The sequence below is a fragment of the Sinomonas mesophila genome (assembly GCF_001999765.1).
In the GTDB taxonomy this organism is placed as follows: domain Bacteria; phylum Actinomycetota; class Actinomycetes; order Actinomycetales; family Micrococcaceae; genus Sinomonas; species Sinomonas mesophila.
Genome location: NZ_KV908324.1, coordinates 185,322 through 199,089 on the forward strand (window position 1 = coordinate 185,322; position 13,768 = coordinate 199,089).

Sequence of the window (13,768 nt, forward strand, 5' to 3'; positions counted from 1 at the left end):
GCTCGGTCCGTCGGCGCGACCGGCGCCGGGAGGATCGTCGCTCCGGTGAGGTGCCGGTCGACGGCGGCCGCGCACGCGCGGCCTTCCGCGATGGCCCAGACGATGAGGGACTGGCCGCGTCCGGCATCGCCGGCCACGAAAATGCCCGGCGTCCCGGTCATGTAGTCGCCGTCGCGGGCGACGTTGCCCCGCTCGTCGAAGCCGGCCTTGACCTGCTCCGTGATGCCCGCCGGCTCGGCGCCGGTGAAGCCGAGCGCGAGGAAGACGAGGTCAGCGGGGATGATGCGCTCCGTGCCGGCCTTGGGCAGGCGCTTGCCGTCGACGAACTCCGTCTCGGCGACCTTGATGCCCGTGAGCCGGTCGTTCTCGCCGACGAACTCGACGGTCGAGGCGAGGTAGGTCCGATCGCCGCCCTCCTCGTGGGCGCTCGCGACCTCGAAGAGGTTCGGGAACATGGGCCACGGCTGGTGGGCGGGGCGCTCGCTCGGGGGCTGCTTGCCGATCGCGAGGGTCGTGACGGACGCGGCCTGCTGGCGGTGGGCCGTGCCGATGCAGTCTGCGCCGGTGTCGCCGCCGCCGAGGATGACGACGTGCTTGCCGCGGGCGTCGATCTGGTCCGGGACCGTGTCCCCGGCGACGACGCGGTTGGCCTGCACGAGGTAGTCCATGGCGTAGTGGACGCCCTCGAGGTGGCGGCCCGGGATGGGCAGGTCGCGCGGGACGGTGGCGCCGGTGGCAACCACGACGGCGTCGTAGCGGCGGCGCAGCTGGTCCCAGCTGACGTCCTTGCCGACGTTCACGCCCGTGCGGAAGCGGGTGCCCTCGGCCTTCATCTGGGTCAGGCGGCGCTCGAGCACCTCCTTCTCCATCTTGAAGTCGGGGATGCCGTAGCGGAGGAGGCCGCCGATCCGGTCGTCGCGCTCGTACACGGCGACAGTGTGGCCGACGCGGGTCAGCTGCTGGGCGGCGGCGAGGCCCGCGGGCCCGGAGCCGACGACGGCGACCGTCTTGCCCGTGAGGCGCGCCGGCGGAAGGGGCTCGGTCCAGCCCTCGTCGAAGGCCTCGTCAGCGATCGAAACCTCGATCTGCTTGATCGTCACCGCCGGCTGGTTGATGCCGAGCACGCACGACGTCTCGCACGGGGCCGGGCACAGGCGGCCCGTGAACTCCGGGAAGTTGTTCGTCGCGTGCAGCCGTTCGCTGGCCTCGCGGCCCTTGCCGCGCCAGGTGAGGTCGTTCCACTCGGGGATGAGGTTGCCGAGCGGGCAGCCGTGGTGGCAGAACGGCACGCCGCAGTCCATGCAGCGGCCGGCCTGGCGCTTGAGCACGCCGCGCTCCTGCGCCTCGTAGACCTCTTTCCAGTCCATGATGCGGACGGGCACGGGGCGCCGCGGCTGCGTCTCCCGCTGCCGGACTTTCAGGAATCCGCGTGGATCAGCCACCGGTCACCTCCAGGATGCGAGACCAAACTTCCTCACCGTCCGGGTCGAGGCCCTCCTCGAGGGCCGACAGACGGGTCTGCAGCACTGCTGCGTAGTCGCGCGGAAGGACCTTGGTGATCCTCGCCGCCGTGTCGTCGAAATTCTCGAGAAGCCGCTGCGCGAGCGCGGACTCGGTCTCCTCGATGTGCTTCACGAGGAGGTTCCGGACGATGTCGCGGTCCTCGTCGTCGAGCGGCAGGAGCTGGAGCTCGCCCGAGTCGAGCGCCTGCTTGTTCACGCGCTCCGGCTTGAGGTCCAGGACGAACGCCGTGCCCCCGGACATGCCCGCGCCGAAGTTGCGGCCCGTGCGGCCGAGGATGAGCGCCTGGCCGCCGGTCATGTACTCGCAGCCGTGGTCGCCGATGCCCTCGACGACGGCGGTCGCGCCCGAGTTCCGCACGAGGAACCGCTCGCCGACCTGGCCGCGCAGGAACATCTCACCGCTCGTGGCGCCGTAGCCGATCACGTTGCCCGCGATGACGTTGTGCTCCGCGGGGAACACGTTCGTGCGGTCCGGGCGCACGATGACGCGGCCGCCCGAGAGGCCCTTGCCCACGTAGTCGTTCGAGTCGCCGAAGAGGCGCAGGGTCACGCCGGCCGGAAGGAACGCGCCGAGCGACTGCCCGGCCGTGCCCGTGAGCGTCACGTCGATCGTGTCGGTCGCGAGGTTCTCCGTCCCGAAGGTCTTCGTGACCGTGTGGCCGAGCATCGTGCCCACCGAGCGATCGGTGTTCACGACGGGCAGGCTGATCTTGACCGGGCTGCGGTCCGCGAGGGCCTCGGACGCCATCTCGATGAGCGGCGTGTCGAAGTGCTTTTCGAGCTCGTGGTTCTGGCCCGTCATGTTGCGCAGCGGAGCGTCCTCGTCGAAGTCGAGGCTCGCGAGGATCGGCGAGAGATCCAGGCCCTCGGCCTTCCAGTGCTCGATCGCGTCGCGCACGTCGAGGACCTCGCTGCGGCCGATCGCCTCGTCCAGGCTGCGGAAGCCGAGCTGGGCGAGGAGCTCGCGGATCTCCTCCGCGACGAACTCGAAGAAGTTCACGACGAACTCGGGCTTGCCCGTGAACCGCGAACGGAGCTCGGGATTCTGCGTGGCCACGCCGACGGGGCACGTGTCGAGGTGGCACACGCGCATCATGATGCAGCCGGAGACGACGAGCGGTGCGGTCGCGAAGCCGTACTCCTCGGCGCCCAGGAGAGCGGCGATGACGACGTCGCGGCCGGTCTTGAGCTGGCCGTCGACCTGCACGACGACGCGGTCGCGGAGCCCGTTGAGCATGAGAGTCTGCTGGGTCTCGGCGAGGCCGAGCTCCCACGGAACCCCCGCGTGCTTGAGCGAGTTGAGCGGCGAGGCGCCGGTTCCGCCGTCGTGCCCGGAGACGAGCACGACGTCGGCCTTCGCCTTGGTCACGCCCGCGGCGACCGTGCCGATGCCCACCTCGGAGACGAGCTTGACGTGCACGCGCGCGCCCGGGTTGGACCGCTTGCAGTCGTAGATGAGCTGAGCGAGGTCCTCGATCGAGTAGATGTCGTGGTGCGGCGGCGGCGAGATGAGGGCCACGCCCGGGGTCGAGTGGCGCGTGCGCGCGACCCACGGGTAGACCTTCTGGGCCATGAGCTGGCCGCCCTCGCCGGGCTTGGCGCCCTGCGCCATCTTGATCTGGATGTCGTCCGCGTTCGTCAGGTACAGGCTCGTGACGCCGAAGCGGCCCGACGCGACCTGCTTGATCGCCGAGCGGCGCTCGGGGTCCAGGAGGCGGTCGACGTCTTCGCCGCCCTCGCCCGTGTTGGACTTCGCGCCGAGGCGGTTCATCGCGATCGCGAGGGTCTCGTGCGCCTCCTTCGAGATGGAGCCGTAGCTCATCGCGCCGGTGGAGAAGCGCTTGACGATGCTCGAGACCGGCTCGACCTCCTCGATCGGCACCGCCGGGCGGAGGCCCTCGTGGAACGTGAGCAGGCCGCGGAGCGTCATGAGGTTCTTCGACTGGTCGTCGATCCCGTTCGTGTACGCCTTGAAGACGTCGTAGCGGCGCTCGCGCGTCGCGTGCTGGAGCCGGAAGACGGTCTCCGGGTTGAACAGGTGCGGCTCGCCGTCGCGGCGCCACTGGTACTCGCCGCCGTTCATGAGAGGCCGGTGCGGCTGCTCGATGCCCGAGGACGGGTACGCCATCTCGTGGCGCGCGGCGACCTCGGCGGCGATGACATCGAGGCCGACGCCGCCGAGCTGGCTGTGCGTGCCGGCGAAGAACTCGTCGACGAGCTCTTGGGACAGGCCGAGTGCCTCGAAGGTCTGGGCGCCGCAGTAGGAGGCGACCGTCGAGATGCCCATCTTGGACATGATCTTCAGGACGCCCTTGCCGAGGCCCTTGATGAGGTTGTAGACGCCGTCCTCGGGGGTCACGCCCGGGAGGTCGCCGGAGCGGATGAGCTCCTCGACGCTCTCCATTGCGAGGTACGGGTTGACCGCGGCCGCGCCGTAGCCGAGCAGGACGGCGACGTGGTGCACCTCGCGCACGTCGCCGGCCTCGACGACGAGCGCCGTCTTGGTGCGGTTGGCGCTGCGCAGGAGGTGGTGGTGCACGGCGGAGAGCAGCAGGAGCGACGGGATCGGCGCCCACTGCGCGTTCGAGTCGCGGTCCGAGAGCACGATGTACTGCACGCCGCGGTTGATCGCGCCGGAGACCTGCTCGCAGATCTCGGTGAGGCGGGCGCGCAGGGCCTGCTCGCCGCCCTCGGGGCGGTAGAGGCCGCGGATCTTGACGGCGATCCGGTCGCCCGCGTTGTGCCCTGAGGCGGCCTCGATGTTCGCGATCTTCGCGAGCTGGTCGTTGTTGATCACGGGGAAGGGCAGGGTGACCTGCTTCTCCGAGACCTGTCCCGTGCTCAGGAGGTTGCCGTTGGGCCCGATCGCGCTGTTGAGGCTCGTCACGAGCTCCTCGCGGATCGCGTCGAGCGGCGGGTTCGTGACCTGGGCGAAGGACTGGACGAAGTAGTCGAACAGGAGCCGCGGCCGCTTGGACAGCACCGCGACGGGGGTGTCGGAGCCCATCGCGCCGAGCGGCTCGGCGCCCGTGCGGGCCATCGGGCCGACGAGGATGCGCAGCTCCTCCTGCGTGTAGCCGAAGGTGCGCTGGCGGACGTTGACGGACTGCGGCGTGTGCACGACGTGCTCGCGCTCGGGCAGGTCGTCGAGGCGGATGACGTTCTCCTCGACCCACTCGGCCCACGGGTTGGTCCCGGCGATCTCCGCCTTGACCTCCTCGTCGTCGATGATCCGGCCGGCGTCGGTGTCGACGACGAACATCTTGCCGGGCGCGACGCGGCCCTTCTTGACGACCTTGGCGGGCTCGACGTCGACGACGCCGACCTCGGAGGCGAAGACGACGAGGCCGTCCTCGGTGACCCAGTAGCGGCACGGGCGCAGGCCGTTGCGGTCGAGGGTCGCGCCGACGAGGGTGCCGTCGGTGAAGGACACCGCGGCGGGGCCGTCCCACGGCTCCATGAGGAGGGAGTGGTACTCGTAGAAGGCGCGGCGGGCCGGGTCCATCGAGACGTGGTTCTCCCACGCCTCGGGGATCATCATCATGATCGAGTGCGTGATGGGGCGGCCGGAGAGCCACAGGAGCTCGGCGACCTCGTCGAACGAGGCCGAGTCGGAGGCGCCCGGGGTGCAGATCGGGAACAGCTCCTCGGGGGCGTCGCCCAGGAGCGCGCTGCTCAGCTGCGACTGGCGTGCGCGCATCCAGTTCCGGTTGCCCTTGACCGTGTTGATCTCGCCGTTGTGCGCGATCGTGCGGAACGGCTGGGCGAGGGGCCACGACGGGAAGGTGTTGGTCGAGAAGCGCGAGTGCACGATCGCGAGCTTCGTCGTGAACCGGTCGTCCGAGAGGTCGGGGTAGAACGGCTCGAGCTGGGCGGTCGTGAGCATGCCCTTGTAAACGATGGTGCGCGAGGACAGCGACGGGAAGTAGACGCCGTGCTTGTTCTGGGCGCGCTTGCGGATGCGCCAGGCCCGCGCGTCGAGCTCGTTGCGGGTAAGCTCCTCGCCCGTGGCCGAGGCAAGGAAGGGCTGCTCGAAGCGGGGCATGCACGCGCGCGCCATCGCGCCGACGAGCTCCGCGACGACGGGGACGGCGCGCCAGCCCAGGACGGTGAGGCCCTCGGCGGCGGCGAGCGCCTCGACGCCCGCGCGGGCGGTCGCGGCCTCGCGGTCCTCCGCGGGGAGGAAGGCGATGCCCGCCGCGTACTGGCCCGGAGCCGGGAGCTCGAAGTCGACGACCGCGCGGAAGAACTCGTCCGGGATCTGGGTCAGGAGGCCGGCGCCGTCGCCCGTGCCCTCGTCGGCGCCGACGGCGCCGCGGTGCTCAAGCGCTCGCAGTGCGTGCAGTGCCGCATCGACGATGTCGTGGCCGCCCTCGCCCCGGAGCGTCGCGACAATGGCGAGGCCGCACGCATCCTTCTCGGTGTCGGCGCGGTACATGCCTGCGGAGGCGGGCAGGGAGGAGAATCGCTCAAACGGGGAGAGCGCCCTTTCGGACCCCTGCTCGGCGGCGCCGTGTGTCGGATGAGTCATGACGTAACGTCCTTCCTCCTGGTCGGTTTCGCGACAGGGGACAACGTTGGCCCCGCAATGCTGGCCATGCGAGGGCACAGCAAGGCGCTGATTACTTGGAACAGTATGGCTGGCCCGCGTCAGGCGTAACAGCCTTCCGCACCTGGGACGGACATACTCAGGTGCCGATGCGCCCGGGACTCTGCCGGGCGTCGGAATGGTCCACGTCGTTGTGGAGGCGAGCCTTCCAGGCGGTAGCCCGGTCTGGTCGGCCGGCGGCATGGGGGTCCGCCTTCCGGTCGGCCTCTTCAGGCATCCTGTGCGGCCATAGATGCGGGCCACGGAGCGTCAGAGCCTTCTCGACTGTCCGCCAGACTACCACGGAGCCGCATTCCGAGACGGTATCGTCCGCATTCCGGGACGCGGTTGTTACACGGGTCCCGGTCGCGAAATGATCCGCCCCCGAGACGCCGTGCTAGCGGTCCGTGGGCTCCTCCGGGGAGCCGGCACCGGCACCCCGATCGACGTGGCGGCCGGTGCCGCCGTCGGCGTCCTCCGCCCGCCCAGCCTCGGCCTCTCGCCCAGCCTCGGCCTCTCGCCCGGCACCGGCCTCTCGGCCGGGCAGCAGGACGCTGTCCGTCGCGCGGCGGCGGACGATCGTGAGCGCGGCGAAGACCGCGACGGCCAGGAGGAACACGAGCGCCGACGTCCACACGTTCAGCCGCGCGGTGAGCCCCGCCACCGTGATCATCTGGGCATCGTCGATGCGCAGGGCCTCGATCCAGACCCGGCCGAGCGTGTAGTAGGCGGCATAGATCCAGAAGAGGCGCCCGCCGCGGAATCGGAAGCGCGCGTCGAGGGCGAGCAGGAGGCCCACGCCGGCGAGGTTCCACAGCGACTCGTAGAGGAACGTGGGGTGGAAGAGCGTCTGGGGGTCGTAGCCCGCCGGGAAGTTCGCGTTCTCGGCGTCGACCTCGAGGCCCCAGGGCAGGTCGGTGGGGCCGCCGAAGAGCTCCTGGTTGAAGTAGTTGCCCCAGCGGCCGATCGCCTGGGCGAGCAGGAGCCCGGGCGCGGCGGCGTCCATGAAGGCCGTGAGCCGGACGCCGGAGCGGCGGCAGCCGATCCAGGCTCCGACCGCGCCGAGGAGCACGGCGCCCCAGATGCCGAGGCCGCCCTCCCAGATGCGCCAGATGGCGCTCGGATCGCCCGTGCCGTCGTACCCCGGTCCGAAGTACCGGTCCGGGGAGGAGAACACGTGGTAGAGCCGCCCGCCGATGATGCCAGCGGGGATGGCCCAGATCGCGATGTCCCAGATGGCGTCCGCCGGGCCCCCGCGCTTGGCCCACCGGCGGGCCGTGAGCCACAGGCCCACGACGATGCCCGCGAGGATGCACAGGGCGTAGGCGTGGATGCGGAGGGACCCCCACGGCAGGGGGATGTCGAACCCGGACCAGTCCGGGCTGGGGATGGCGGCTGGCGCGATGGCAGCTGCGGCGGCCGGGGCGACCACGGCGGCGAGCGAGCCCGTCATGCTCAGGCCCCGGCCGCCGTCGTGCGCGAGAGCCCGGCGCTGAGCTCGGAGGCGAGCCGGCCGACGGCGGAGGGCCCGCCGTCGCGCTGCGCCGACACGAGCGCGGAGCCGACGATGACGCCGTCCGCGTAGTCGGCGATCTCGCGCACGTGCTCCGCGGTCGAGACGCCGAGGCCGACGCAGACGCGCTCGGCGCCGGCCGCGCGGGCCGCCTCGACGACGTCGCGCGCCGCCGCATCGACGGCCGTGCGGGCGCCGGTGACGCCCATGAGCGAGACGGCGTAGGTGAACCCGCGGCAGGCCTTGGCGGTCATCGCCATGCGCTCGGGCGTCGAGGACGGTGCGACGAGGAAGACGCGGTCGAGGCCGTACCTGTCGGAGGCTTCGAACCACTCCTCGGCCTCGTCCGGGATGAGGTCGGGGGTGATGAGACCCGCTCCGCCGGCCTCGGCGAGCCGGCGGGCGAACTCGTCCACGCCCATGCGAACGACCGGGTTCCAGTAGGTCATGACGAGCACGGCAGTGCCGAGGTCCGCGGTGGCCTCGGTGATGCCGCGGACGACGTCGAACACGCTCGCCACGCGGAAGCCGCGCGCGAGGGCCTCGGTGGTCGCGGCCTGGATGACCGAGCCGTCCATGACGGGGTCGGAGTACGGGACGCCGATCTCGATGAGGTCGGCGCCGCCGCGGGCCAGCTCGATGCCGGCCTCGATGCTCTCCTCGACACTCGGGTAGCCGGCCGGGAGGTAGCCGATGAGGGCGGCGCGGCCCCCGGCTAGGGCCTGGTCGATCTTGGCGGCGGACTTGCTCACTGCTGCTCCTTCGCTTCGCCCTGACCTGCGGCCTGGGGCTGGCCGCCCTTGGCCGAGCGGGTCGAGAGCGTCGTGCCCTTGACGTTGCCGTTCTCGTCCAGCATGCCGAACCAGTCGGCGGCGGTCTGGACGTCCTTGTCGCCGCGCCCGGAGAGGTTCACGATCACGATCTTCTCTGCGGGGTCGCCGCCCTCGGCGGCGAGCCGCTGGCCGACCTTGAGGGCGCCGGCGAGGGCGTGCGAGGACTCGATCGCCGGGATGATCCCCTCGGTGCGGCACAGGAGCCGGAAGGCGTCCATGGCCTCCGCGTCGGTGATGGGCTCGTACGTCACGCGCCCGATGTCGTGCAGGTAGGAGTGCTCGGGACCGACGCCCGGGTAGTCGAGGCCCGCCGAGATCGAGTGCGACTCGATCGTCTGGCCGTCCTCGTCCTGCATGAGGTACGAGCGGGCGCCGTGCAGCACCCCCGGGCGGCCGAGCGTGATCGTCGCGGCGTGCCTGCCGGTGTCGATTCCCTCTCCCCCGGCCTCGAAGCCGTAGATGCGCACCGACGGGTCGTCGAGGAAGCCGTGGAAGATGCCGATCGCGTTCGAGCCGCCGCCGATGCACGCGCACACGGCGTCCGGCAGCCGCCCGGTCTGGGTGAGGATCTGCTCCCGGGCCTCGTCCCCGATGACCTCGTGGAAGAACCGCACGAGGGCCGGGAAGGGGTGGGCGCCGGCGGCGGTGCCGAGGAGGTAGTGGGTCGTGCGCACGTTGGCGACCCAGTCGCGCAGCGCGTCGTTGATCGCGTCCTTGAGCGTCTGGGAGCCGTTCGTCACGGGGACCACCGTCGCGCCGAGCAGCTGCATGCGCGCGACGTTGAGGGCCTGCCGGCGCGCATCCTCGGCGCCCATGTAGACGACGCACTCGAGGCCCAGGAGGGCCGCTGCGGTCGCGCTCGCGACGCCGTGCTGGCCGGCGCCCGTCTCGGCGATGACGCGGGTCTTGCCCATGCGCTTGGCGAGCAGGGCCTGGCCGAGCACGTTGTTGATCTTGTGCGAGCCGGTGTGGTTGAGGTCCTCGCGCTTGAGGAAGACCCGGACGCCGCCGGCATGCGCGGAGAAGCGCTTCGCCTCGGTCAGCAGCGAAGGGCGGCCCGAGTAGGTCCGGTTGAGCTCGGCGATCTGCGCGAGGAACTCCGGATCGGACTTCGCCTTCTCGAAGGTCTCCTCGAGCTCGTCGAGCGCGGCGATGAGGGACTCCGGCATCCAGCGGCCGCCGTACGAACCGAAGTACGGCCCGGGCGCGTGGCGCAGGCTCCCGCCCGCGAGGAAGGCGTCGGCCGTCGTCTCGCCCGCCTCCCCCGTGCCCTGTCCTGTTCCCTCAGCCGCGTGCTGCGGGGCCGATGCCGGCGTGCTCTCGCCCACGAGTCCTACCTTCCTGGCGCGCCGAGGCCGGCGCCGCCGAATGCCTAGTGTGCAGCGAGGCGTTCGGCGATGGCCGCCGCTCCCGCGCGCTTGAATTCCTGGATCCGCGCCAGCGGATCCCCATGGGTCACGAGCGCCTCCCCGACGAGGACCGCGCCTGCGCCGAGCCCGGCGTAGTACGCGACGTCCTCGGGCCCCCGCACGCCGGACTCGGCGACGGCCACCGCGCCGGCCGGGAGTCGGTCCGCGAGGCGGCCGAAGATGCCCCGGTCGACGTCGAGCGTCTTGAGGTTGCGCACGTTGACGCCCACGATCCGGGCCCCGGCGGCCGCGGCCCGGTCGATCTCCTCCTCGGTGTGCGTCTCGACGAGCGCCTCCATCCCGAGGCCCTGGGCGAGCTCGAGCAGCCCGCGCAGGCGCGCGTCGTCGAGCGCTGCCACGATGAGCAGGACGAGGTCGGCGCCGTGGGCCCGCGCCTCGTGGACCTGGTACTCCTCGACGGTGAAGTCCTTGCGCAGGAGCGGCACGCCCACGGCGCCGCGGACTGCGTCGAAGTCCGCCAGGCTCCCGCCGAAGCGGCGCTGCTCCGTCAGGACGCTGATGACGGAGGCGCCGCCGCGCGCGTAGAGCGCGGCGAGCTCGGCGGGGTCGGGGATGTCCGCGAGGGCGCCCTTCGACGGGCTCTTCCGCTTGACCTCGGCGATGACCCGCAGCTCCCCCGCCGGCTGGCCGCCGCCGAGGGCAGCCCACGCGTCGAGCGCCGCGGGCCGGGCCGCCGCGGCGGCCTCGATCTCGGCCGCCGGGACGTGGCGGACCCGCTCAGCGAGGTCCTCGCGGACGCCCGCGATGATCTCGTCGAGGACGGTGGCCATCAGTGGTTGGTCTTGAGCTTGCTGCCGCCCACGCCGTAGCCGGCCTTGCGCATGGCCCAGCCCACGACGAGGCCGAGGACCATGACGACGACGCCGCCCCAGAACACCGGGTTCGACGCGATCACGAAGCCGACGCACGAGACGATCGCGCCGAGCATCATGACGAAGACGCAGGTCCAGGCCGCGGGGCTGTTGCCGTGGCCGAGGTCCTCGCCGTGGAGGACGTCCTTCGTGTTCGCCGAACCGGGGGTGTTGCTCATCTCAATCTCCTGACGTGGGGTACTAGTGCCATTCTGCCATCAACTCCGATCGCGGCTGTCGCGTTCCGGCCGCGCCCCGCGGGCCCGGCCGTGCTCAGCGCGTCGGGTCGTCTCCGCGGCTGAGCCGGTCCCAGCCGTCGATCTGGTCCACGCGCCCGTGCTCCGTGCCGCCGTCGCCGGCCGGCCGCCCGTCCGGGGCGCGGCCGCCCGCTCCCGGAATGGCAGGCGCGGCCGGCGCGGCCGGCGCGGAACCGTACGCGCCATGCGCTGCGGTGTCGTACTTCGTGCGCAGCGCCCAGCGGCGCGAGGCGACGAGCAGGAGCACGCCGCCCGCCGCGAGGAGGCCGCCGGCGGCGGCCGCGAGGGCCGGGAACGCGGTGAGGACGACGTCGGCCTGCGACCCGGCGAGCCCCGTCGCCTGCGCGATCGTGCCCTCCGCGGCGGCCCGCGGGTCGCCGAGCACCGCGAGGCATGCCGCGACGACGCCCGCGCCGGCGAGGACGACGACGGCGCCCGCCACCACGCGGCCGATCCGGCCCGCCACCGCGGCGGCGAGCGTCCCGGCGAGGCCCACGAGGGCGAGCGCGGAGACGGCCGTCGCGGCCTTGCTGCCCTGCACCTCGAGGTGGCTCGTGCGGACGGCGGCGCCGCTGACGTCGGCGTCGAGCCACGTCTGGGTCGTCGCGCCGAACGCCGCCAGGGCGAACGCGACGCACAGCATCACGACGAGGGACTTGCGCGCCCAGCGCGGCACGGCGGGAGCGTCAGCCACGCCCGGCTCCGGGCGCCGGCGCCGACCGCGCGAGCGTCTCGGCGGGGCGCAGGGCGGACGCCGTGTGGACGGCGCGCAGGGGCGCGGCAGCCTTGTTGACGGACTCGAGGGCCTCGGCGGCCGGGTCCGAGTCGGCGACGATGCCGCCGCCGGCCTGGACGTACGCGCGCCCCTCGCGCAGGAGCGCCGTGCGGATCGCGATCGCCATGTCCATGTCCCCCGCGAAGTCGAAGTACCCCACGACGCCGCCGTAGACGCCGCGCCGGTGCGGCTCGACCTCGTCGAGCAGCCGGAGGGCGCGCGGCTTCGGGGCGCCCGAGAGGGTCCCGGCGGGGAACGTCGCGGCGAGGACGTCGTAGGCGGTCGCGTCGGGGCGGAGCTTGCCGTCGACCGTCGAGACGAGGTGCATGATGTGGCTGAAGCGCTCGACTTCCATGAACTCGCTGACCTCGACCGTGCCCGGCCGGCACACCTTGGACAGGTCATTGCGCGCGAGGTCGACGAGCATGAGGTGCTCGGCCCGCTCCTTCTCGTCCTCGAGGAGCTCGTCGGCGAGGCTCTTGTCCGCCTCCACAGTGGCCCCGCGGGGCCGGGACCCGGCGATCGGGTGGGTCACGACCTGCAAGCCCGTGACCGTGACGAGCGCCTCCGGCGAGGACCCCACGATCGAGTACTCGCGCCCCTCGGCGTCCGCGAGCGTCATGAGGTACATGTACGGGCTCGGGTTGGACGTGCGCAGCACGCGGTAGACGTCGAGGGGCTCGGCGTCGTAGTCGAGCTCGAAGCGGCGCGAGATGACGACCTGAAAGACATCGCCGTCGACGATCGCCTCCTTGCCGCGCGCGATGGCCGCGAGGTAGCCGTCCTCGGCCCAGTCGTGGATGACCTTGTCCTGGTAGTCGACGACGGGGCTCAGGACGCTCAGGGCGGCCTCCGCCGGTCGCAGGAGGGCCTCGAGCATGCCGTGGAGGCGGTCGACGGCGTCCTGCCAGGCGTCGTCGACGCGCTCGTCGCTGTTGTCGAAGTTGATCGCGTTGGCCACGAGCGTGACCGTGCCGTCGACGTTGTCGTGCACCGCGAGATCCGTCACGAGGTTCATCGCGAGCTCCGGCAGGTGCAGGTCGTCCTCGGGCGGCGAGACGAGCTTCTCCCAGCGCCGCACGGCCTCCCAGCCGACGAAGCCGACCATGCCCGAGGTCAGCGGCGGGAGCCCCTCGAAGCGCTCGGTCCGCAGCGCCGCGACGGTGTCGCGCAGCGCCTCGAGCGGGTTGCCGGAGATGGGCACTCCCGCGGGCGGCTCGCCGATCCAGTGGGCCTGGCCCTCGCGGCTCGTGAGGGTCGCCCGGGAGGCGGCGCCGATGAAGGAGTACCTGGACCACGAGCCCCCCACGGCGGCCGACTCGAAGAGGAACGTCCCCGGCCGGCCGTCGGCGAGCTTGCGGTACAGGCCGATGGGGGTCTCGGCGTCGGCCAGGACGCGGAGGTGCACGGGCACGACGCGGCGGTGGGCCGCGACGGCCCGGAACTCCTCGAGCGTGGGGCTGATGACTCCAAGGTCGTTCATGGGGTGCGTTTTCGCTTTCGGTTCGTGGAGGCCGCGCTCCCGGTCCATCAGGGAGTGCGGCGGGGGCCGGTCAGGCTCGTTCGCCGACGACGGCGTCGAGGCGCCGCCCGTCGAAGCAGGTCCGGGTGCCGGTGTGGCACGCGGCCCCGACCTGGTCGACCCTGACGAGCAGGGCGTCGCCGTCGCAGTCGAGGTCCACCGACTTGACCCACTGGACGTGGCCGGACGTGTCGCCCTTGCGCCAGTACTCGCGGCGGGACCGGGACCAGAAGGTCACGCGGCCGCTCGTGAGGGTGCGGTGCAGCGCCTCGTCGTCCATCCATCCCACCATGAGGACCTCGCCCGAGTCGTGCTGCTGCACGACGGCGGCGACGAGCCCGGCGTCGTCCCGCTTGAGCCGCGCGGCGAGCTCGACGGGCAGGGGGCTCGACGGCGCAGGCCGGCCGGGGCTGCGGCCGGGGGCCGGGGACGTGGGGGCGCTCTGCTCAGACATCCCCTCAAGTCTAGACGGCGCG

Annotated in this window: 10 protein-coding genes; all 10 read right to left on the reverse strand. The window is 72.2% G+C overall.

Going from position 1 to position 13,768, the window contains the following annotated elements; translation table 11 throughout:
* Window positions 1-1,442: glutamate synthase subunit beta (locus tag BV907_RS04680; RefSeq protein WP_139346610.1), on the reverse strand; the 1,442-nt coding region annotated here is incomplete at its 3' end.
* Entirely contained in the window at window positions 1,435-6,054 is a 4,620-nt protein-coding gene (gene gltB / locus BV907_RS04685) for a glutamate synthase large subunit (protein WP_077488564.1), read from the reverse strand. The genes gltB and BV907_RS04680, both read right to left, overlap by 8 nt.
* 454 nt (window positions 6,055-6,508) lie before the next feature.
* A complete protein-coding gene (gene lgt, locus BV907_RS04690) occupies window positions 6,509-7,564 on the reverse strand; it encodes a prolipoprotein diacylglyceryl transferase (protein WP_077488565.1) in 1,056 nt (351 codons plus the stop codon).
* 2 nt (window positions 7,565-7,566) lie between these two features.
* The gene (gene trpA / locus BV907_RS04695) at window positions 7,567-8,376 is read right to left on the reverse strand and encodes a tryptophan synthase subunit alpha (protein WP_077488566.1); all 810 of its coding nucleotides are present in this window, start codon (window positions 8,374-8,376) and stop codon (window positions 7,567-7,569) included.
* Complete coding sequence (trpB, locus tag BV907_RS04700; RefSeq protein WP_245827806.1) at window positions 8,373-9,674, reverse strand: tryptophan synthase subunit beta; 1,302 nt, start codon at window positions 9,672-9,674, stop codon at window positions 8,373-8,375. The genes trpA and trpB overlap by 4 nt, the downstream gene beginning before the upstream one ends.
* Window positions 9,675-9,829: 155 nt before the next feature.
* Complete coding sequence (gene trpC / locus BV907_RS04705; RefSeq protein WP_077488568.1) at window positions 9,830-10,657, reverse strand: indole-3-glycerol phosphate synthase TrpC; 828 nt, start codon at window positions 10,655-10,657, stop codon at window positions 9,830-9,832.
* Window positions 10,657-10,917 carry an HGxxPAAW family protein gene (locus BV907_RS04710; protein ID WP_077488569.1) on the reverse strand — a complete coding sequence of 87 codons (261 nt, stop codon included), beginning with the start codon at window positions 10,915-10,917 and terminating at the stop codon, window positions 10,657-10,659. Before BV907_RS04710 ends, trpC begins: the two co-directional genes overlap by 1 nt.
* 94 nt (window positions 10,918-11,011) lie before the next feature.
* The gene (locus tag BV907_RS04715; protein ID WP_077488664.1) at window positions 11,012-11,638 is read right to left on the reverse strand and encodes a Trp biosynthesis-associated membrane protein; all 627 of its coding nucleotides are present in this window, start codon (window positions 11,636-11,638) and stop codon (window positions 11,012-11,014) included.
* Window positions 11,639-11,681: 43 nt separating this feature from the next.
* Complete coding sequence (locus tag BV907_RS04720) at window positions 11,682-13,253, reverse strand: anthranilate synthase component I (RefSeq protein ID WP_077488570.1); 1,572 nt, start codon at window positions 13,251-13,253, stop codon at window positions 11,682-11,684.
* A 70-nt stretch (window positions 13,254-13,323) separates the two neighbouring features.
* Complete coding sequence (gene hisI / locus BV907_RS04725) at window positions 13,324-13,746, reverse strand: phosphoribosyl-AMP cyclohydrolase (RefSeq protein ID WP_077488571.1); 423 nt, start codon at window positions 13,744-13,746, stop codon at window positions 13,324-13,326.
* Window positions 13,747-13,768: the final 22 nt, after the last annotated feature.

Excerpts from the sequence above, each read along its gene's own strand:
- gltB (WP_077488564.1), bottom strand. The coding sequence starts at position 6,054 with ATGACTCATCCGACACACGGCGCCGCCGAGCAGGGGTCCGAAAGGGCG.
- lgt (WP_077488565.1), bottom strand. The coding sequence starts at position 7,564 with ATGACGGGCTCGCTCGCCGCCGTGGTCGCCCCGGCCGCCGCAGCTGCC.
- trpC (WP_077488568.1), bottom strand. The coding sequence starts at position 10,657 with ATGGCCACCGTCCTCGACGAGATCATCGCGGGCGTCCGCGAGGACCTC.
- BV907_RS04710 (WP_077488569.1), bottom strand. The coding sequence starts at position 10,917 with ATGAGCAACACCCCCGGTTCGGCGAACACGAAGGACGTCCTCCACGGC.
- BV907_RS04715 (WP_077488664.1), bottom strand. The coding sequence starts at position 11,638 with ATGCTGTGCGTCGCGTTCGCCCTGGCGGCGTTCGGCGCGACGACCCAG.
- BV907_RS04720 (WP_077488570.1), bottom strand. The coding sequence starts at position 13,253 with ATGAACGACCTTGGAGTCATCAGCCCCACGCTCGAGGAGTTCCGGGCC.
- hisI (WP_077488571.1), bottom strand. The coding sequence starts at position 13,746 with ATGTCTGAGCAGAGCGCCCCCACGTCCCCGGCCCCCGGCCGCAGCCCC.